17 protein-coding genes are annotated in these 19,434 nt (G+C 74.9%); 11 read left to right on the forward strand and 6 right to left on the reverse strand.

Annotated elements, in window-relative coordinates; genetic code table 11:
• Window positions 1-100: 100 nt before the first annotated feature.
• Window positions 101-835, forward strand: a complete 735-nt coding sequence (locus WAA21_RS08485; protein WP_336922347.1) for an MOSC domain-containing protein — start codon at window positions 101-103, stop codon at window positions 833-835.
• An 82-nt stretch (window positions 836-917) separates the two neighbouring features.
• Here the strand turns inward: WAA21_RS08485 and WAA21_RS08490 are convergent, their stop codons facing one another.
• The 3 genes from WAA21_RS08490 to WAA21_RS08500 all read right to left on the reverse strand — a co-directional run bounded on the left by WAA21_RS08490 (window position 918) and on the right by WAA21_RS08500 (window position 2,534).
• The gene (locus tag WAA21_RS08490) at window positions 918-1,481 is read right to left on the reverse strand and encodes a flavodoxin family protein (protein WP_336922348.1); all 564 of its coding nucleotides are present in this window, start codon (window positions 1,479-1,481) and stop codon (window positions 918-920) included.
• Window positions 1,482-1,549: 68 nt separating this feature from the next.
• Window positions 1,550-1,867: a hypothetical protein gene (locus WAA21_RS08495; RefSeq protein ID WP_336922349.1), complete on the reverse strand. Its 318-nt coding sequence runs from the start codon at window positions 1,865-1,867 to the stop codon at window positions 1,550-1,552.
• A gap of 259 nt (window positions 1,868-2,126) precedes the next feature.
• The gene (locus WAA21_RS08500; protein WP_336922350.1) at window positions 2,127-2,534 is read right to left on the reverse strand and encodes a YjbQ family protein; all 408 of its coding nucleotides are present in this window, start codon (window positions 2,532-2,534) and stop codon (window positions 2,127-2,129) included.
• A 157-nt stretch (window positions 2,535-2,691) separates the two neighbouring features.
• Here WAA21_RS08500 and WAA21_RS08505 point away from each other — a divergent pair, with 157 nt between their 5' ends.
• Together WAA21_RS08505 and WAA21_RS08510 are read left to right on the forward strand one after the other, a co-directional pair.
• Entirely contained in the window at window positions 2,692-4,485 is a 1,794-nt protein-coding gene (locus tag WAA21_RS08505; RefSeq protein ID WP_336922351.1) for a bifunctional metallophosphatase/5'-nucleotidase, read from the forward strand.
• A 95-nt stretch (window positions 4,486-4,580) separates the two neighbouring features.
• Entirely contained in the window at window positions 4,581-5,852 is a 1,272-nt protein-coding gene (locus WAA21_RS08510; protein WP_336922352.1) for an EAL domain-containing protein, read from the forward strand.
• Between the two features lie 4 nt (window positions 5,853-5,856).
• Here the strand turns inward: WAA21_RS08510 and WAA21_RS08515 are convergent, their stop codons facing one another.
• Entirely contained in the window at window positions 5,857-8,946 is a 3,090-nt protein-coding gene (locus WAA21_RS08515; protein WP_336922353.1) for a bifunctional [glutamine synthetase] adenylyltransferase/[glutamine synthetase]-adenylyl-L-tyrosine phosphorylase, read from the reverse strand.
• A gap of 70 nt (window positions 8,947-9,016) precedes the next feature.
• Window positions 9,017-10,363, reverse strand: a complete 1,347-nt coding sequence (locus WAA21_RS08520) for a glutamine synthetase family protein (RefSeq protein ID WP_336922354.1) — start codon at window positions 10,361-10,363, stop codon at window positions 9,017-9,019.
• A gap of 111 nt (window positions 10,364-10,474) precedes the next feature.
• Here WAA21_RS08520 and WAA21_RS08525 point away from each other — a divergent pair, with 111 nt between their 5' ends.
• The 3 genes from WAA21_RS08525 to panB are packed head-to-tail and all read left to right on the forward strand — an operon-like array spanning window position 10,475 to window position 13,890.
• A complete protein-coding gene (locus tag WAA21_RS08525) occupies window positions 10,475-11,212 on the forward strand; it encodes a GH25 family lysozyme (RefSeq protein ID WP_336922355.1) in 738 nt (245 codons plus the stop codon).
• Window positions 11,213-11,266: 54 nt separating this feature from the next.
• Window positions 11,267-13,024: an NAD+ synthase gene (locus tag WAA21_RS08530; protein WP_336922356.1), complete on the forward strand. Its 1,758-nt coding sequence runs from the start codon at window positions 11,267-11,269 to the stop codon at window positions 13,022-13,024.
• A 20-nt stretch (window positions 13,025-13,044) separates the two neighbouring features.
• A complete protein-coding gene (gene panB / locus WAA21_RS08535) occupies window positions 13,045-13,890 on the forward strand; it encodes a 3-methyl-2-oxobutanoate hydroxymethyltransferase (RefSeq protein ID WP_336922357.1) in 846 nt (281 codons plus the stop codon).
• Window positions 13,891-14,100: 210 nt separating this feature from the next.
• On the opposite strand, the gene WAA21_RS08540 is transcribed toward panB, so the two are convergent.
• The gene (locus tag WAA21_RS08540; RefSeq protein WP_336922358.1) at window positions 14,101-14,295 is read right to left on the reverse strand and encodes an SPOR domain-containing protein; all 195 of its coding nucleotides are present in this window, start codon (window positions 14,293-14,295) and stop codon (window positions 14,101-14,103) included.
• A 234-nt stretch (window positions 14,296-14,529) separates the two neighbouring features.
• Between WAA21_RS08540 and WAA21_RS08545 the strand changes: the two genes are divergently transcribed.
• The 5 genes from WAA21_RS08545 (at window position 14,530) to WAA21_RS08565 (ending at window position 19,431) form a co-directional block, all read left to right on the forward strand.
• Window positions 14,530-14,994 (forward strand): Hsp20/alpha crystallin family protein, encoded by a 465-nt coding sequence (locus tag WAA21_RS08545; RefSeq protein WP_336922359.1) that lies wholly within the window; start codon window positions 14,530-14,532, stop codon window positions 14,992-14,994.
• Window positions 14,995-15,064: 70 nt separating this feature from the next.
• The gene (map, locus tag WAA21_RS08550) at window positions 15,065-16,000 is read left to right on the forward strand and encodes a type I methionyl aminopeptidase (protein ID WP_336922360.1); all 936 of its coding nucleotides are present in this window, start codon (window positions 15,065-15,067) and stop codon (window positions 15,998-16,000) included.
• The gene (gene ppgK, locus WAA21_RS08555; protein ID WP_336922361.1) at window positions 15,997-16,818 is read left to right on the forward strand and encodes a polyphosphate--glucose phosphotransferase; all 822 of its coding nucleotides are present in this window, start codon (window positions 15,997-15,999) and stop codon (window positions 16,816-16,818) included. The genes map and ppgK overlap by 4 nt, the downstream gene beginning before the upstream one ends.
• On the forward strand, window positions 16,815-17,090 hold the full coding sequence (locus WAA21_RS08560; protein WP_336922362.1) for a DUF3467 domain-containing protein: 276 nt from the start codon (window positions 16,815-16,817) through the stop codon (window positions 17,088-17,090). Before ppgK ends, WAA21_RS08560 begins: the two co-directional genes overlap by 4 nt.
• A 133-nt stretch (window positions 17,091-17,223) precedes the next feature.
• Complete coding sequence (locus WAA21_RS08565) at window positions 17,224-19,431, forward strand: putative bifunctional diguanylate cyclase/phosphodiesterase (RefSeq protein ID WP_336922363.1); 2,208 nt, start codon at window positions 17,224-17,226, stop codon at window positions 19,429-19,431.
• Window positions 19,432-19,434 lie beyond the last annotated feature (3 nt).

Raw genomic sequence — 19,434 nt, forward strand, 5'->3', positions numbered from 1 at the left:
GCGGACCGGGGTCGAGCCTCGGCCGCAGCGACGTCCGTGTTCCCGTCCGCGTCCCTGTCCGCGTCTCTGTCCGTGAGGCCGCCGGGGATAGGTTCGCACTGTGACTGTTACTGCGACCGGTGACGTGGTGGGGACGGTCGCCGCGTTGTGGCGCTACCCGGTGAAGTCGACGTCGGCGGGCGAGCACGTGACCCGCGTCCACGTCTCGGCCCGCGGCCTCGACGGCGACCGGCTGTGGGCGGTCCGCGACGGCGACGGCGACGGCCGGCTCGGCAGCGGCAAGACGACACGACGCTTCCGCCGCACCGAGGGCCTGCTCGCCCTCGTGAGCAGCTACGACGGCGACGTGCCGGTGCTGCGGTTCCCGGACGGTCGCCGGCTCCGCGGCGACGACCCTGCCGTGCACGCGGCGCTGTCGGCGTACGCGGGGCGCGACGTGCGGCTCGCGGTGGAGGACGACGTGCCGCACGCCGACGAGGGTCCGGTGCACCTGGTCACCACCTCGACGCTCCGGCACCTCGACGCGGCGCACGGCGCCCCGGTCGACGCCCGCCACCTGCGGCCGAACCTGCTCCTCGACACCCCGGGCAGCGGCCTCGTCGAGCCGGGCTGGGTGGGGCGCCGCCTCGCGGTCGGCGTCGACCTCGTCGTGCAGGTGCGCGAGCCCATGCCCCGGTGCGTCATGGTGACGAGCGCCCAGGACCGTCTGGACGCCGACCCGGACCTGCTGCGCACCGTCACCGACGTGGCCGACGGCGAGGCCGGCGTCGTGCTCGACGTCGTGACCCCCGGTGAGGTCGCGGTCGGCGACGAGGTGCGCCTCGCCGACGGCTGAGCCCCCCCGACCCGCGCCCGTCAGGAGCGGTTCGCGTCCGGGACCCACGGACCCGAGCGCCGCTCGAGCCGGCCAGCGGGCCTCAGCGCTGCACGGGGACCGTCGCGGCCAGGGAGCGCCCCCACTCCCGGGCCCGGCCCAGCTCGCCGTCGGACAGCGGGCCCACCGTGCCCTCGACCGCGAAGGAGTGCGGGTGAGCGACGACCGAGCCGCCGAGCCGGCGCAGCCGCCTCGACGCCGCGTGCGAGGCGTGCCCCGGCAGGTCCGGGTGGCGGACGTGCGTGTCGAACGCGGCCACACGCGTGCCCGTGCGCAGCTCCCCGCTCCCGAGCCACTCGCGGATCCCCGGGCCGGTGGAGACGACGGGTCCCTGGCGCGCGGCGTCCGCGCGCGTGCCGGCCAAGCTCATGCCAAACGCGTGGGTCGGCCCGCCCACCACGAGCAGCTCGGTGTCCACCGCGTCCAGCGGCGGGGCGTGCCCCACCTCGACGACGAGGACGCCCTCCTCGGGTGGGCCGTCGGCGAGACCGCCCTCACGCAGGCCCTCGGCGACCGCCTCCGCCACGTGCTCCGTGCACCCGAACATCGACTCGTAGACCACCATGGCGCGCACCGAGCCCACCTCCGCGACGAGAACGGCCGGCACGGTCGCCCCGTCCGGTCCGATAGCCCATGGTCGTTCCGGCGGCGGCTGAGGTACCGGGACCTTCGTCCTCACGGGCCTGCCCGGCGCTCGAGCTGCTCGGCCGGCACCCACGCCTCCACGAGCGTCGGCTCCCCCTGGTCGTCGACGACGTACGCCACCCGGCCCTCCCACCCGACCGAGCGGCGCCACTCCACGAGCAGGCCGGGTGCGCGGGCGCCGCTCGGGTCGACGACCCAGCAGTGCCGGACAGGGCGCACCTCCTGCGCGGCCCGCGGCGCCTCGACCCGTTCCGCAGCCACGTGGGGTGGCGCCGGGGCGTCGGCGCCCGTCCGGCTGGCCAGCGACCGGGACGGCCGCGGGCCGCGTCGGTCGAGGCCTCCGGACATGCCGCCAGGATGGCACAGGCGTCGTACACGTGTTCGACCGAGACAAGAACGCAGACACACGTGGCGTCCGTCGACAGGAACGCAGACGTACGCGCCGCACGTCGACACGAACGCAGACACACGCGCCGTACGTCGACAGGAACGCAGACGTACGCGCCGCACGTCGACACGAACGCAGACGCACGCGCCGTCCGTCGACAGGAACGCAGACACACGCGCCGCACGTCCACACGAACGCAGACGTACGCGCGGTGCGACGTCAACCGGCCAGGAAGCTGAGGCGCACCCGACGGTCGGGGTTGTCGGCGTTGGTGTCGACGAGCACGACGCTCTGCCACGTGCCGAGCTGCGGCCGGCCGCCCAGGACCGGGACCGACAGCGACGGCGCGACGAAGGCGGGGAGCACGTGGTCGCGGCCGTGGCCGGGTGAGCCGTGGCGGTGCACCCAGCCGTCGTCGCGGGGCAGCAGGAGCTCCAGCGCCCGCTCGAGGTCCGGCTCGCTGCCCGCGCCGGTCTCGATCACCGCGACGCCTGCCGTCGCGTGCGGCACGAAGACGTGGACCAGCCCGTCCGACTCGTCCCCGGCCCGGCAGAACCGGACGACCTCGTCGGTCAGGTCGGTGACGACGCGCGACCCCGTCCGTACCTGCAGCAGCTCAGACCTCACTGTCGCGACGCTACCGAGACGTCACCCGACGGTCATCCGCTCGTCACCGAGGGGCGGCCGTTGTGTCCGGCACGTCGCCTACGCTTCCGCGCGGACCGGACGAACCCGGACCGAACCGTCACTCCCCCCATCTCCGACACCTCACGAGGGGACGCGCATGCGTCGCACAGCACTCCCGACGGCCCTGGCCGTCGCCCTGGCCGTCGGCACCGTCGCCACGGCCGCGACCACCACGGCCGCCGCCGCACCGGGCGGACCCGGGCGGGCCACCCCGGACCAGCTCGAGCTCACCGTGCTCGCCACGACCGACCTGCACGGGCGCGTGCAGGACTGGGACTACTTCCGCAACGCCCCGTACTCCGAGCGCTCCGGCGACGCGACGGGCCTCGCCCGGGTCGCCTCGGTCGTGGAGTCGGTCCGCGCGGAGCAGGGCGAGGACCGCGTCCTCGTCGTCGACAACGGCGACTTCCTCCAGGGCACGCCGCTCACGTACTTCTACGCCAAGCAGCAGCCGGTGACCGAGACCGGTCTCGAGCACCCGATGGCGGCGGCGTACGACGCGATCGGCTACGACGCCCAGGTGGTGGGCAACCACGAGTACAACTACGGCCTCGACCTGCTGCAGGCGTACGAGGACGACGTCGAGCACCCGGTGCTCGGCGCCAACGTCGTCGACGCGGAGACCGGCGAGCCGTACCACGCGCCGTACACCTTGAAGCGGGTGTCGGTTCGGGGCCACAAGCCGGTCACGGTCGGCATCATCGGCCTCACCACGCCCGGCTCGGCCATCTGGGACAAGGGCAACGTCGAGGGCCGGGTCGAGTTCCGCGACATGGTCGAGACGGCCCGCGAGTGGGTCCCCGTCGTCGACGCGCGCGCCGACGTCGTCGTCGTCCTGTCCCACGCCGGGGTCGGCGGGGGCTCGTCGTACGGCCCGGAGCTGCCGCCGGAGAACCCGTCCGACGTGGTCGCCCGCACGGTGCCCGGCATCGACATGATGGTCGTCGGGCACACCCACCGCGACGCGCCGTCGCAGGTCGTGGTCAACGAGGTGACCGGCGAGGAGGTCCTCCTCACGCAGCCGTACCGCTGGGGCGCGACCGTGTCCCGGGTCGACATCTCGCTGGAGAAGGTCCGCGGCCGCTGGGACGTCGTCGCGAAGGACGCGACCGCGATCCGCACGAAGGACTACCCCGAGCACCCCGCGGTCCTCGCGGCCACCGACGAGTACCACTCGACGGCCGTGGAGTACGTCAACCAGGTCGTCGCGACCTCGAGCGAGGAGCTGTCCGCGGTCACGAGCCGCTACGAGGACACCGCGATCCTCGACTTCATCCAGCAGGTGCAGACCGAGACCGTCGAGGCCGCGCTGGAGGGCACCCCGTACGCCGACACCCCGGTGCTGTCTATCGCCGCGCCGTTCAGCCGCGAGGCCGTGTTCCCCGCCGGCGAGGTGACGATCCGCGACATCGCGGGGCTGTACATCTACGACAACACGCTCGAGGCGGTCGAGATGACGGGCGCGCAGCTGCGGGACTACCTGGAGTACTCCGCCAGGTACTTCGAGCAGGTGCCGGCCACCGGTGACGTCGACCCGGAGTCGATCACCAACGCGGGTGGCACGCCGGACTACAACTACGACCAGCTCGCGGGCGTCGAGTACGACCTCGACGTGAGCCGTCCGGCCGGGCAGCGCGTCACGCGCCTCGTCCACCCCGACGGCACCCCGGTGGCCGACGACGACGTGTTCGTGGTGGCGGTGAACAACTACCGACGCTCCGGTGGCGGCAACTTCCCGCACGTCTCGACGGCCCCGGTCGTCTACAACGAGCAGCAGGAGATCCGTCAGCTCCTCATCGAGTGGGCGCAGGCGCGCGGGGTCATCGACCCGGCCGACTTCGCCGACGAGTCGTGGTGGCTCGTGCGCGACGGGCAGCGCCTGCTGCCCTGACCGGAGCCCCCGACAGGCGTGGGCCGGGCGGGTGAACCCGCCCGGCCCACGCCGCTGCCGTCCAGTGGCGGCGCGGCCGTGCCGATGAGCACCCCGTGAGCAGACGCCGCACGCCGGCGGAGGACCAGGTCGCGGACCTCCTCCGGACCGCCAAGGAGAGCCTCCGCCTGCCGGTGGCGTTCCTGTCGCGGCTCGACGGCACGACCCAGACCCTCGAGGTCGTCGAGTCCGACGTGCCGGTGCTGTTCCGCGAGAAGGTGACCCAGGTGCAGGCCACGAGCCTGTGCCAGCGCGTGCTGGACGGCGAGCTGCCGGCCGTCATGCCCGACGTCCTCGCCGAGCCCGCCGCGCGGGGCCTGCCCGCGACGAAGATCCCCCACATCCGCAGCTACCTGACCGTGCCGGTCCACCTCAGCGACGGCTCGCTGTACGGCACGTTCTGCGCCGCCGGCCTCAGCCGCCGCCCGGACCTGCTCGCCCGCGACCGCACGCTGCTCGACGTGCTCGCCCGCGCCGCCGCCCTCATCGTCGAGCCGGAGATGCGCGCGCAGCAGCAGCGCGACGACGTGCTCACACGGCTGGAGCCGGTGGAGCGTGCCGGCGGCCCGCGCGTGCTCCTGCAGCCGATCGTCGACATCGCGACCGGCCGGCGGGTCGGGGCGGAGGCGCTCAGCCGGTTCCCGGCGGAGTGGCAGCTCACCCCCGACGTCGTCTTCGCACAGGCGCACGGCGTGGGGCGCGGGCACCACCTGGAGCTGCTCGCGCTGCAGCGCGCCGCCGCGCACCTGGCGGCCGTGCCCGGCTACGTGTCGATGAACGTGTCCCCGGCGACGCTGCTCACCCCCGAGCTGCTCGCGCTGCTCGAGGGCATGCCGGTCGAGCGGGTGCTGCTGGAGCTGTCCGAGCACGACGCCGTGGAGGACTACGACGCCCTGCGGGCGGCGCTGCGCCCCCTGCGCCGGCGCGGCATGCGGCTGGCGGTCGACGACGTGGGCGCCGGCTTCTCCTCGCTGCGTCACATCGTCGTCACCGAGCCCGACGTCATCAAGCTCGACCGCAGCATCGTCGACGGGGTCTCCCGCGAGCCGGTGCTGCGCAGTCTCGTGCGCTCCCTCGTCGACTTCGCCGCCGGTCTCGGTGCCGTGGTCGTCGCCGAGGGCGTCGAGGTGGCCGAGGACGCCGCGGCCCTGCACGACCTGCGGGTCGGTTACGGGCAGGGCTGGTTCTGGGGCCGCGCGGTCCCGGCGGACCTGCTCGACGAGACCTACGCCACCGGGCGCGATGAGCCCGTCGCGGCGGCCCCGGCCGTCGAGCCGGCCGCGCTCGTGCCGCAGCAGACCCGCGCGGACAGCCCCGCCGCGGTCTGAGCCGCTACTGCCAGCCGAAGAAGACCCGCTCCACCACCGTGCGGGCGTGGCGCGCGGTGCGCAGCCAGTCGTCCTCCAGGTGCGAGGCCTCGCCGGGGCCGTAGCCCATGAGCCGAGCGGTGCCGTCGAGGTCGCGGCGGTCCGTCGGCAGGACGTCGGTCGGTCGGCCCCGCCACAGCGTGAGCGCGTCGCGCAGGCGCGACGCGGTGCGCCACGCGACCTCCAGCGTCCCCGCGTCGTCGGCGCCGACGAGGCCGGCGTCGCGGGCGGCGTACAGGGCGCCGGTCGTCGACGCGGTGCGCAGCGCCGCCACCTCGTGGGCGTGCTGCAGCTGCAGCAGCTGGACGGTCCACTCCACGTCGGCGAGGCCGCCGCGACCCAGCTTCACGTGCCGGCGCGCGTCGGTGCCGCGCGGCAGCCGCTCCGCCTCGACGCGCGCCTTGATGCGCCGGATCTCCATGACGGCCTCGGCGCTCGGCCCGCCCGGCGGGTACCGCAGGGGGTCGACGACCTCCTGGAAGCGCCCGGCGAGACCGGTGTCGCCGACGAGCGGGACCGCCCGCAGCAGCGCCTGGTGCTCCGAGGGCACCGACCAGCGCCCGTAGTACGACCGCACGGCGTCGATCGTGCGGACGAGCTCGCCCTGGCGGCCCTCGGGCCGCAGCCCGGCGTCGAGCTCGACCGCGGGCTCCCCGCTCGGGGAGCGCAGCAGCTGCCGTGCGCGTGTCACCACGTCGCGGGCGGCGGTGGTCGCGGCCTCGAGCTCGACGCCCTCGCGCGGCTCGTGCACGGCGACCACGTCGGCGTCGCTGCCGTAGCTGCTCTCGTGCCCGGCGAGGCGGCCGAGGCTGACGACGAGCAGACGGGTGGGCAGCCGGTCGAGGACGTCCTCGAGCGGGTCGTCCGCGCCGGCCTCCCCGCGCTGCTGCAGCCAGCCGCGGGCCGCCACGAGGACGGCGACCTCGACCGCCACGGCGGTGCTGGTGGCGAGCGCCCGGCCGACGGCGTCGCCGTCGAGCAGCCCGACGATGTCCCCGACCCCGGTGCGGACGATCTCCCGGCGCCGCACGGCCCGCACCGCCGTGACGGCCTCCTCGGCGTCGGCGTGGCGCCGGGCGACCGCGAGCACCTCCGCGCGCAGCGAGTCCTCCGTCGGAGGGCGCAGCCGCTCGTCGGAGTCCAGCAGCGCCGTCGTGCCGGGCGAGCGCTCCATGAGCTGCGCGACCAGCCGACCCGAGGCGAGGACCGCCGCGAAGCGCTCCGCGGCGCCCGCGGAGTCGCGCAGCATCTTGAGGTACCAGTGCGTGGTGCCGAGCTCGTCGGAGATGCGGCGGAAGGCGAGCAGCCCCGCGTCGGGGTCGGCGGCGTCGCCGAACATGCCGAGCATGGCCGGCAGCAGGGTGCGCTGGATGGCGGCGCGCCGGCTCACCCCGCCCGTCAGGGCCTCCATGTGGCGCAGCGCGCCCTTGGGGTCGCGGTACCCGAGCGCCTCGAGCCGGCTCGCGGCGGCGGCGCTCGTGAGGCGGACCTCGTCGGTGGACAGCGACGCGATCGCGGTGAGCAGCGGGCGGTAGAACAGCTTCTCGTGCAGCCGCGCCACGGCCCGGTTCACCTCGCGCCAGCGGGCGCGCAGGTCGTCGGCGTCCGCCCCCGGCCGCAGCACGAGCCGCGCGAGGCGCCGCCACCCGTCCGGACGGTCCGGCAGCACGTGGGTGCGGGCGAGGCGCTGCAGCTGCAGCCGGTGCTCGAGCACCCGCAGGAACCGGTAGGCGCGGTCGAGCTCCGCGCCGTCGTCCCGCCCGACGTAGCCGTGGGCGGTGAGCGCCTCCAGCGCGACGAGCGTGCCCGCGGCCCGCAGGCGGGAGTCGGTGCGGCCGTGGACGAGCTGGAGCATCTGCACGGAGAACTCGACGTCGCGCAGCCCGCCCCGGCCCAGCTTGAGCTGCCGGTCGGCCTCCTTCGCGGGGATGTGCTCGACGACGCGCTGCCGCATCGCGCGGGAGGCCTCGACGAACCCCTCCCGCTCCGTCACCTGCCACACCATCGGCCACACGGCCTCGCGCCAGCGCTCGCCGACCTCCGCGTCGCCCGCCGCGACGCGCGCCTTGAGCATCGCCTGGAACTCCCAGGGCTCCGCCCACCGCTCGTAGTAGGCGACGTGGCTGGCCACGGACCGCGTGAGCGGGCCGGCCTTGCCCTCGGGGCGCAGGGCGGCGTCGACCTGCCACAGCGACCCCTCCGCGGTGACGCCCCCGCACACCTGCCCGATGGCGGCGGCCAGCCGGGAGCCGACGGTCTGCGCCTGGGAGTCGTCGAGCGCCTCCGCCCCGTCGGCGGCCTCGGCCGGCTCGCACACGTAGAGGACGTCGACGTCGCTGATGTAGTTGAGCTCGCGCGCGCCGGTCTTGCCGAGCGCGACCACGGCGAGGCGCACCCGGTCCGCGCGCGGGACCTCGCGGGAGGCGAGGTCGTGCGCGGCCACGAGGGCCGCGTCGGCGAGGTCGGCGAGCGCCTCCCCCACCCGGGGCAGTGCCGCGGTGGCGTCCGCGGCGCACAGGTCTGTCGCCGCGACCGCGAGCAGCTGGTCCCGGTAGGCGGCCTTGAGCCGGTCGCGGGCCTCGTCGCCGGTGCGGTCCCGCACCGCCTCGAGCAGGAGCATGCGCCGCTCCTGCGCGCTCGTGGCGAGCCCGTCGACGGCTGCCAGGCGCCAGCTGTCCGGGTGGCGGACCACGTGGTCGGCGAGCGCGCGGCTCGCGCCGAGGACGCGCGCGAGCCGGCGCAGCGGCCCCGCGCCGTCGTCGTCGCCGGGCCCGCTCGACCCGCCGCCGGGGCCGCAGGGGCGCTCGCGGTCGTCGACGACGACGTCACGGAGCCGACCGCTGAGCTCGCCGTCGGCGACCTCGGCGAGGCGGACCATGCCGAGCAGGGCGAGGTCGGGGTCGGCGGTGTCGGCGAGGAGCTCGCCGAGCGCGACGGCACCCTCGTCGGAGCGCGCGAGGTCACCGAGCCGGGCGACAGCCTGGTCGACCTGCGTGAACCCCAGCCTCGTGACGCTCGCGCGCACGGACGACGCGCGCGCCTCGCCGGCCGTCACCGTCGCCGTCCGGACGGGCTCGCGCCCGCCCGCCGGTCCGTGTGCGCCGTGCGCGCCCGCCGCCTCACCGTCACAGCAGCGGCAGGTACCGGCGCCGCTCGAAGGGCGTGATCTCGCGGCGGTAGTCGTCCCACTCCTGCCGCTTGTTGCGCAGGAAGAAGTCAAACACGCCCTCGCCGAGGGTGTCCGCGACGAGCTCGGAGCCCTCCATGACCGCGACGGCCTCGGCGAGGCTGCCGGGCAGCGGCTCGATGCCGAGGGACCGGCGCTCGGAGTCGGTGAGGCCCCACACGTCGTCCTCGGCGCCCGGCGGCAGGTCCAGGTCCTTCTCCACGCCGTCGAGGCCTGCCTCGAGCATGACCGCGAAGGCGAGGTAGGGGTTCGTCGCGGGGTCCAGCGCGCGGTACTCCACGCGCGTGGACTGGCCCTTGCTCGGCTTGTACATGGGCACCCGGACCAGCGCGGAGCGGTTGTTGTGGCCCCAGCACACGTAGCTCGGCGCCTCGCTGCCGCCCCACAGCCGCTTGTAGGAGTTGACCCACTGGTTGGTGACGGCGGTGATCTCGCGCGCGTGGTGCAGCAGCCCCGCGATGAACGAGCGGCCGACCCCGGACAGCTGGTACTCCGCGCCGTCGGCGTGGAAGGCGTTGGACTCCCCGGAGAACAGCGACAGGTGGGTGTGCATGCCGGAGCCGGGCAGGCCCGCGAGCGGACGCGGCATGAAGGAGGCCTGCATCTGCTGGCTGAACGCGACCTCCTTCACCACGGTGCGGAAGGTCATGATGTTGTCGGCGGTGCTGAGCGCGTCCGCGTAGCGCAGGTCGATCTCGTTCTGGCCCGGCCCGTTCTCGTGGTGGGAGAACTCCACCGAGATGCCGAGCGCCTCCAGCATGGTGATGGCCTCGCGACGGAAGTCGTGGGCCACGCCCGCCGGCACGTGGTCGAAGTAGCCGGCCTGGTCCACGGGCACCGGCACGCCCTGGCTGTCGAGGTCCTTCTCGAAGAGGTAGAACTCGATCTCGGGGTGCGTGTAGAACGCGAAGCCCTTCTCGGCGGCCTTGGCCAGCGAGCGCTTGAGGACGTGGCGGGGGTCCTGCGGCGCCGGCTCGCCGTCGGGGGTGAGCACGTCGCAGAACATGCGCGCGGTGCCCTGCCGGCCGTCCGGCCCGCCGCGCCACGGCAGCACTGCGAACGTCGACGGGTCCGGCCGCACGAGCATGTCGGACTCCACGACGCGCGCGAGGCCCTCGATGGTCGAGCCGTCGAAGCCGATGCCCTCGGTGAAGGCGGCCTCGAGCTCGGCCGGCGCCACCGCGACCGACTTCAGCGAGCCGAGCACGTCGGTGAACCACAGGCGGACGAAGCGGACGTCGCGCTCCTCGACGGTGCGGAGGACGAACTCCTGCTGGCGGTCCATGCCAGAACCGTAGTAGGTCGCCTGACGCTGCGCCGTGGCCGCCACCCGCCGTCATCAGGCGCTGTGCCTCCGCCCCGGGAGGCAGCCGTACGCGGCACGTACTCTCGGGCCGTGGCAGCCGGGGGAACCGCAGCGGGACGCGTCCGGAGTCGGTGGGTGCTGCCCGCCGTCGTGCTCGTGACGGCTGCGCTCACGGTGGCGGCGGCCGGTGCCGCCTGGTGGTACCTCTGGTACCCGCACGACCGTCCGACGCTGCGCGCCGGGGAGTCGCTCGGCCTCGACGTCAGCAACCACCAGGGCCCGATCGACTGGCCCGCGGTCGCCGCCGACCCGGACGGTCTCGCCTTCGCCTACATCAAGTCGAGCGAGGGCGCGGACTGGGTGGACGCGAGCTTCGCCACCAACTGGGCCGGCGCGGAGGAGGCGGGGGTGCGGCGTGGCGCCTACCACTTCTTCACCCTCTGCACGCCGGGGCGCGAGCAGGCCGTCAACTTCCTCCGCACCGCGCCGCCGGACGCGTCCGCCCTGCCGCCGGCCATCGACCTCGAGCTCGCCGGCAACTGCAGCGCCCGCCCCGACGCCGCGGCGGTCGACGCCGAGCTCGACGCCTTCCTCACCGAGGTCGAAGCGGCGTGGGGCCGTGACGTCCTGCTCTACGTCGGGGAGGACTGGGAGGACCGCTACCCCGTGCTGGAGCGCTCCGAGCGACCGAGGTGGCTGGTGAGCCACGTCGGACGGCCGGCCCGGGACTGGACGGTCTGGCAGTTCCACTGGATGGGCCAGGTCGACGGCATCGAGGGCAGGGTCGAGGTGAACGTCGCCCGGCTCGAGGAGCTGACCGGCACGTAGCCGGGCGGTCGCTCGCCCCGTCGCCTCCCGCCGCGTGCGCCGTAGCCTGGGCGCGTGCCCCGCCTGCGTCTCGCCCTCGCCCAGGTCGACACCGTGGTGGGTGACCTGCCCGGCAACGCCGCCCGCCTCCGCGCGGCGGTCGCCGAGGCCGCGGCCGCCGACGCCGACCTGGTCGCCCTGCCGGAGATGGCGCTGACGGGCTACCCGGTCGAGGACCTCGCGCTGCGGCCGGCGTTCGTGAAGGCGTCCCGCGAAGCCGTGGAGGACCTCGCTCGGGCCGTCGCCGAGGACGGCCACGGCGACCTCGTCGTCGTGGTCGGCTACCTCGACCAGGACGTCGACGCCGCGGGTCAGGACCCGAACCGGACGGGGCGCTCGCCGCTGGCGAGCCAGAACTGCGCGGCCGTGCTGCACGGCGGCGAGGTGGTCGCGCGCTACGCGAAGAACCACCTGCCGAACTACGGCGTGTTCGACGAGCGGCGCATCTTCGTGCCCGGCACGCACGGGCAGCGGGTCAACGTGCGCGGCGTCGACGTCACGCTGCTCGTGTGCGAGGACCTGTGGCGCGACGGCGGCGTCACCGCCCAGCTGGCCGAGGCCGAGCACGACCCCGGCCTCGTGCTCGTCGTCAACGCGAGCCCCTACGAGCGCGGCAAGGACGACGTCCGCTTCGAGCTGTGCCGCTCCCGCGCGACGGAGACCGGGTGCGCGGTGGCGTACGTCAACGCGGTCGGCGGGCAGGACGAGCTCGTCTTCGACGGCGACTCCATGGTCGTCGGGCCCGACGGCGCGCTCCTCACCCGCGCCCCGCAGCTCGTCGAGCACACGCTGGTCGTCGACCTCGACCTGCCCGAGGGCGCCGACGAGGCGGGACCGGGTCGGCTGTACGACCGGGTGACGCTGCGCCCGGACCGACGCCCGACCGACGGCCCGGCCGTCGTGCCCGCCGCGGCGGAGCCGCTGCAGGAGTGCGAGGAGGTCTACCGCGCGCTCGTGCTCGGCCTGCGGGCGTACACGACCAAGAACGGGTTCTCCTCCGTCGTGCTGGGGCTGTCCGGCGGCATCGACTCCGCCCTCGTCGCCACCCTCGCCGTCGACGCGCTCGGCGCGGACGCCGTCCACACCGTCGCCATGCCGAGCCGGTACTCCTCGGGGCACTCCGTCGACGACGCCGCCGAGCTCGCCCGCCGGCAGGGCACGCGGCACCGCGTGGAGCCGATCGCCGACCTCGTCGCGCCGTTCGTCGACCAGCTCGGGCTCACGGGGCTGGCGGAGGAGAACGTGCAGTCCCGCGCGCGCGGCGTCGTGCTCATGGCGATCAGCAACGCCGAGGGCCACCTCGTGCTCGCGCCCGGCAACAAGAGCGAGCTGGCCACCGGCTACTCGACCATCTACGGCGACGCCGTCGGCGGCTTCGCGCCCATCAAGGACGTGCCGAAGACGCTCGTGTGGCGCCTCGCGCGCTGGCGCAACGAGGAGGCCCGCCGTCGCGGCGAGACCCCGCCCGTGCCCGAGGCGAGCATCGACAAGGCGCCGTCGGCGGAGCTCGCACCGGGCCAGCTCGACAGCGACTCGCTGCCGGACTACGAGGTGCTCGACGCCGTCGTCGACGGCTACGTCGTCGGCGACCTCGGCCGGGCCGACCTGGTGGCCCGCGGCGTGCCCGAGGAGGTCGTCGACCACGTCGTCCGCCTCGTCGACCGGGCGGAGTGGAAGCGCCGGCAGTACCCGCCGGGCCCCAAGATCAGCCCCAAGGCGTTCGGTCGGGACCGGCGGCTGCCCGTCACCACCCGTTGGCAGGAGCGCGGCTGACGCTCTGGGACCATGAGGCCATGGCCGCCCCTGCCGTCGTGCCCCCCGAACGCCCTGCTCACCAGCCCCGGCAGGTGCGGACCGTGCACCTGCAGCGGTGGAAGGACGAGGGCCGTCGTTGGGCGATGCTGACCGCCTACGACGCCATGACGGCGCGTGTGCTGGAGGAGGCCGGGATCCCCGTGCTCCTCGTCGGGGACTCCGCCGCCGGCGTCGTCTACGGCTACGACACGTCCCTGCCGGTGACGATGGAGGAGATGCTCCCGCTCGTCGGGGCCGTCGCCCGCTCGACCGTCCGCCCGCTCGTGGTCGCGGACCTGCCCTTCGGCAGCTTCGAGGCCTCCGACGCCCAGGCCGTGGAGTCCGCGGTGCGGCTCATGAAGGCCGGCGCCAACGCCGTCAAGCTCGAGGGCGGCGAGGCGCGCGCGTCGCGGGTGGCCGCCATCGTGACGGCCGGCATCCCCGTCATGGGCCACGTGGGGTTCACCGCGCAGGCGGAGAACGCCATCGGCGGGTACCGGGTGGCCGGGCGCGGCGAGGCCGCCGCCGAGCAGGTCGTCGCCGACGCCGTCGCGGTCGAGCGCGCGGGAGCCTTCTCCATGGTCGTGGAGATGGTGACGGCGCCGGTCGCCGCCCGGCTGCACGAGGCCGTCGGCGTGCCGACCATCGGCATCGGCTCCGGCCCGGACATGGACGCGCAGGTCCTGGTGTGGCAGGACATGGCCGGCCTCAACGACGACCGCCGCTTCAGCTTCGTCAAGCGCTACGCCGACCTGCGCGGCGAGCTGCGCCGCGCCGCCGAGGCGTACGCCGCCGACATCGAGGCCGGCACGTTCCCGGGTCCGGAGCACTCCTTCGAGCGGTGACGGCCGGGCGCTGCAGGGCCGGTCCAGCGGCGCCTGCCGCGACGCCACGTCCGTCATGATCCATGCCGCGCGAGGCGACACCGGCCCCGCACCCGCGACTCGCGTCATGATCCATGCCGCGCACGACGGAAGGTGCCCCGTACGCGCGACTCACGTCATGATCGATGCCGCGCGCGACGGCCGGCCGCACGGCCCCCGCGGCCCGCAGGGTCAGCTCCCGCCGCGGTCCCAGCGGTCGTCCTCGTCGTCCCAGCGCTCGTTGCGGGCGGCGGCCGTCTCCAGCGCCGCCGCGGCGGCCTCGCGCGTCGGGTAGGGCCCGATGAGGTCGGTGTAGTGCGACTGGCGGCCCTCCTCCACCTGCTTGGTGCGGGTGTTGAACCAGAACTCGGTCGCGTCGTCGGCCATGGGCAGGAGTGTGCTCCCGTCACCCCGCCGCGCCACCGGGGACGACCACGCCGTGCGCGGACGCCACCTCGCACCCGCAGCGGTGCTCGGCGGGCACGCGGGTGGAGACGCGAGACGGCCCGTGCCGGGAATTGAGCGGACCCGACTGAGGTTGGCTTGAGCATGACCCGCTCAAGTTCTACACTCGTCCTCGTTCCCGGACAGGCCGGGACGCAGCGCTACAGGAGGTCCGTCATGGCTCTCGGTCGCCCCTTCTTCACCGACATCGACCGCGTCTTCGAGGACATGACCCGCGGCATGGCCGCCCCGGTGGGGTTCGGCGCCGTGGACGCCGCCCTCGACGTCGACTCCGGTCGTCTCACCGCCCGCTTCGACCTGCCCGGCGTCGACCGCGACTCGCTCAGCGTGCGGGTCGCCGGTGACGCGCTCGTCGTGGAGGCGCTCCGCTCCCCCGTCGAGCTCGGCAGCCGCCACAAGGTGCTCGCCGCCGAGCGCAGCACCGGGCAGGTGCGGCGCGTGTTCCGCACCGGGCTCAACCTCGACGCCGACACCGTCACCGCCCGGTTCGAGGACGGGGTCCTCCTCGTCGAGGCCGGCACCCGCGCCCCCGGGCGCACCGTGCAGGTGAGCTTCGGCGGCAGCAGCGGCGGCGAGCAGCCGTCGATCGTCCAGGGCGAGCAGGCCACGCAGCAGGGCTGAGTCCACCGTGACGGAGGGGCGGGTCGCCACGACCCGCCCCTCCGCCGTGTGCGCACCTAGACTCCCCGCCATGGCCACGACGACCCAGCGCCCGCCACTGAGGCCGGGCCGCGTCAGCCCGAGGCGGTCCGTGCCGCCGCACATCCGACGACCCGAGTACGTCGACCGGCCCCGCGCGGCCCGCTGGACCGGCGGCGAGGTGAAGGACGCCGCGACCGTCGCGGCGATGCGGCGCGCGTGCACCCTCGCCGCCGACGCGCTGCAGGCGGTCGGGCGCGCGGTCGCCCCCGGCGTCACCACCGAGGAGCTCGACGCGGTCGGGCACGACTACCTCGTCGAGCGCGGCGCGTACCCCTCGACGCTCGGCTACCCCGGCCACGGCTCGCCGGCGTTCCCGAAGTCCCTGTGCACGAGCGTCAACGAGGTCGTGTGCCACGGCATCCCGGACGACACCGTCCTGCTCGACGGCGACATCGTGAACGTCGACATCACCGCCTACCTCGAGACCGACGGCATCGCCGTCCACGGCGACACGAACGCGACGTTCCTCGTCGGCGGCGAGGACGCGGTGAGCGAGGACGTCCGGCTGCTCGTCGAGCGCACGCGCGAGGCGACGCTGCGCGGCATCCGCGCCGCCCAGCCGGGACGTCGGCTCAACGTCGTCGGCCGCGTCATCGAGAAGTACGCGACACGCTTCGGCTACGGCGACGTCGCCGCCTTCACCGGCCACGGCATCGGCGAGGCGTTCCACTCCGGCATCGTCGTGCCGCACTACGACGCCGCCCCCGAGCACGACACCGTCATCGAGCCGGGCATGACCTTCACCGTCGAGCCGATGCTCACCCTCGGCGCCTCCGAGCACCGGATGTGGGACGACGGCTGGACCGCCGTCACCGTCGACGGGTCGTGGACGGCGCAGTTCGAGCACACCGTCCTCGTCACCGAGCACGGCCCTGAGCTGCTCACCGTCCCCAGCGACGGCAACCCCCCCGGAGGCCTGCTGTGACTGCCCGCAAGGACCCCAGGCTCGCGGTCGGCGTCGACATCGGCGGGTCCGGCATCAAGGCCGCCGTCGTCGACGTGGACGCCGGTGAGCTCGTCGCGGACCGCGTCCGCCACAAGACGCCCGAGGGCGGCAAGCCGGACGACGTCGCCGAGGTCGCGGCCACCGTCCTCGCCGAGGTGCTGCAGGCCGGCCCGGAGCCGACCACCGGGGAGACGGTCGGGGTCGGCTTCCCCGCCGTCGTCCAGCACGGCGTCACCCGCACCGCGGCCAACGTCCACGAGGACTGGGTCGACGCGCCTGCCGCGGAGCTGTTGACGAAGGCCCTCGGGCGCCGCGCGGTCGTCGCGAACGATGCGGACGTCGCCGGGCTCGCCGAGGTGCGCTTCGGCGCCGGGCGCGACGTGCCCGGCGTCGTGGTCGTCACGACCCTCGGGACCGGGATCGGCAGCGCGCTGTTCGTCGACGGCACGCTCGTGCCGAACACCGAGTTCGGCCACCTGGAGATCGACGGCGAGGACGCGGAGAAGCGTGCGGCCGACAGCGCCCGCGAGCGCGAGGACCTGTCGTGGAAGGACTGGGCGAAGCGCCTGCAGCGCTACTACACGCTGCTGGAGCTGCTGCTGCAGCCCGACCTCGTCGTGGTCGGCGGCGGCGTGAGCAAGAAGCACGACAAGTTCCTGCCGCTGCTCGACCTGCGCGCGCCCATCGTGCCCGCGCAGCTGCGCAACGAGGCGGGCATCATCGGCGCCGCCGTCATGGCCGCCGAGCTGGACGCCGCGGGACCGACCGCGGGCACCCCTGCGAAGGAGACCGCGTGAGCGAGCAGCCGAACCCCGGTCCGGGCCACATCCGCGTCACCATGCCCGACAAGCTCGCAGGCGGCGACTACGCCGACTTCGTGCGCGTGTGGCACGGCAAGGACATCTTCACCCTCGACTTCGCCGCGCTCGTGGGCCCGATGGGCGCGGACGGCACCACGGCGCGGGTCGTGTCCCGGGTGCGGATCCCGCCTAGCCAGGTCTTCGAGATCATGAAGGCGCTCGAGCGCTCCCTCACCGCGTGGGAGAAGGAGCACGGCTCCCCGGGCTGAGGTGCACCGGACGGCGTTGACGCACCCGTCCGGGGGCGGCTGCGCGTCGACGCTCACGTCGCGTGCCGACGTGCCGATCCGGAACCCGGGTCATCGACGCGCCGTGCCAACGGCGCGCCCGGGAGGAGCAGGCGTGGACGTGACGGCGGGTGCGGCGCGAGCCGTCTCAGGCGTCCCCCGCCAGGCCGAGGGGCCGGTCGACCCGCGCAACCCGCCGGTCGACCCGCCGGTCGACGGCGCGGTCGAGCGCCGCCGCCTGGAGGAGGCGTACGCGCTGACCGGCCTCGCGTGGTGGGAGTGGGAGACCGAGACGGGCCGGCTCAGCTGGTCGGAGGGCATGCGCCGCCTGGCCGGGCTCGACCACCTCGAGCGCCCGCCCACCATCGACGACTGGGCGCCCCTGCTCGACCCGGTCGACCAGGCGCGCTCCGCGGAGCTGGAGCACGCGGCCCTCACCGAGGGCACCCCCTACCGCCACGTCTTCCGCATCCGCACCCCCGCCGGCGAGCTGCGCCACCTGCAGTCGTGGACCGGTCCGCTGCGCGACGGGTCCGGCCGCGTCGTCGGTCTGCGCGGGGCCACGCTCGACGTCTCCGAGCGGGAGAGCGCCCAGCGCGCGCTCGCCGCGAGCGAGGAGCACTTCCGGGTGGTCTTCGAGGGGGCGCCGCACGGCATGGCGATGATCTGGCTGCGGGAGCCCGACGTCGGGCGGCTGCTTCGTGCCAACGACGCCTTCGCCCGGCTCATCGGCTACGAGCGGTCCGACCAGCTCGCCGGCATGACGCTGTCCGACTGGACGCCCGACAGCGAGCGCGCGGTGTCCGACGCCCGGCTGCGGGCCATGGTGGGCGGGCGCTCCCCCGGCAGCGCCTACGCCCGGGAGTACCTGCGCCGGGACGGCACGACCGTCCACGCGTGGGTGACGACGGCCGTCGTGCGCGGCGAGGACGGCGCACCGGAGTTCGCCATCGCGCACTGCATCGACGACACGGCCCGGCGCCGGCACGAGCTGGAGCTCGAGCGGCTCGCCCACACCGACACCCTCACCGGGCTCGCCAACCGCGTGGTGGTCGACAAGGCGCTGAGCCACGACCGCGACCCGGGCCGACCCTCGGTGAGCGGGCTGCTGCTGCTCGACCTCGACCGCTTCAAGGTCATCAACGACTCGCAGGGCCACCCCGTGGGCGACGCGCTGCTCGTGCAGGTGGCCCGGCGGCTGCGCCGCGCGGTGGCGCCGCAGCACACCGTCGCGCGCCTCGGCGGGGACGAGTTCGTCGTCGTCGTCCACGGCGACGACCGCTGCGTCCCGACCGCGGTGGCCGAGCGGCTGCTGCACGCGCTGCGCGAGCCGTTCGACCTGCCCGGCGGCGAGCGCGTGACCGTCACGACGAGCGTCGGGGTCGCCCTGCCGCTGGAACGGGCCGACGGCCCCGCCACCGAGGACCTCCTCACCCGCGCCGACGTCGCGCTCTACGCCGCCAAGGACGTGGGTCGCAACCGGGTCGCGGTGTACGACGACGGCATGCGCGAGGCCAACGAGCGCAAGCTGCGCACGGAGGCGCACCTGCGCGCCGCGCTGCGCGAGGACCGTCTGGAGGTGCACCTGCAGCCCGTCGTCGACCTCGCGAGCGGCCGCACGGTGAGCGCGGAGGCCCTCGTCCGCGTCCACGACGACACCGGCGCGCCGCTGCCCGCCGGCGACGTCGTCGGCGTCGCGGAGGACACGGGCCTCGTCGTGCCCCTCGACCTCGCCGTGCTGCACGAGGTGGCCCGGCTGCTCGCGGTCGACGAGTCCCGTCGCGCCGAGGGCGCCGAGCCGCTGCTGCCCGACCGCGTCGCGGTCAACGTCTCCGCCCGCACCATCGAGGACCCCGACTTCGTCGAGCACGTGCGTCGCACGCTGGCCCGGGCGGCGGTCCCGGCCGGCCGGTTGTCGGTGGAGCTCACCGAGACCTCGCTGCTGCACGACAGCGGCACCGTCGAGCAGGCCGTCGAGGCGCTCGTGGGGCTCGGGGTGAGCGTGGGGCTCGACGACTTCGGCACCGGCTACTCCGCCCTCGCCTACCTCCCCCGCTTCCCGCTGTCCTTCCTCAAGATCGACATGTCGTTCGTGCGACGGCTCGGCACGACCCGCCGCTCCGACGCCGTCGTCGCCGCCATCGTCGAGCTCGCGCACGCCCACGAGCTCACCGTCGTCGCCGAGGGCGTCGAGACCGCCGAGCAGGCCGCGGCGCTGCGCGCGATGGGCTGCGAGTCGGGCCAGGGCTGGCTGTTCGGCCGGCCCGCGCCGGTGCGCGCGGCAGGACCGGCGCCGTGGGGGCAGGACGCGACCGGCTCCTAGGGT

Origin of the sequence: Aquipuribacter sp. SD81, from assembly GCF_037153975.1 — a bacterium.
Lineage (GTDB): Bacteria > Actinomycetota > Actinomycetes > Actinomycetales > JBBAYJ01 > Aquipuribacter.

Coding starts and splice junctions, on each gene's coding strand:
- WAA21_RS08495 (WP_336922349.1), bottom strand. CDS start 1,867: ATGTCCGGAGGCCTCGACCGACGCGGCCCGCGGCCGTCCCGGTCGCTG.
- WAA21_RS08505 (WP_336922351.1), top strand. CDS start 2,692: ATGCGTCGCACAGCACTCCCGACGGCCCTGGCCGTCGCCCTGGCCGTC.
- WAA21_RS08520 (WP_336922354.1), bottom strand. CDS start 10,363: ATGGACCGCCAGCAGGAGTTCGTCCTCCGCACCGTCGAGGAGCGCGAC.
- panB (WP_336922357.1), top strand. CDS start 13,045: ATGGCCGCCCCTGCCGTCGTGCCCCCCGAACGCCCTGCTCACCAGCCC.
- WAA21_RS08540 (WP_336922358.1), bottom strand. CDS start 14,295: ATGGCCGACGACGCGACCGAGTTCTGGTTCAACACCCGCACCAAGCAG.
- WAA21_RS08545 (WP_336922359.1), top strand. CDS start 14,530: ATGGCTCTCGGTCGCCCCTTCTTCACCGACATCGACCGCGTCTTCGAG.
- map (WP_336922360.1), top strand. CDS start 15,065: ATGGCCACGACGACCCAGCGCCCGCCACTGAGGCCGGGCCGCGTCAGC.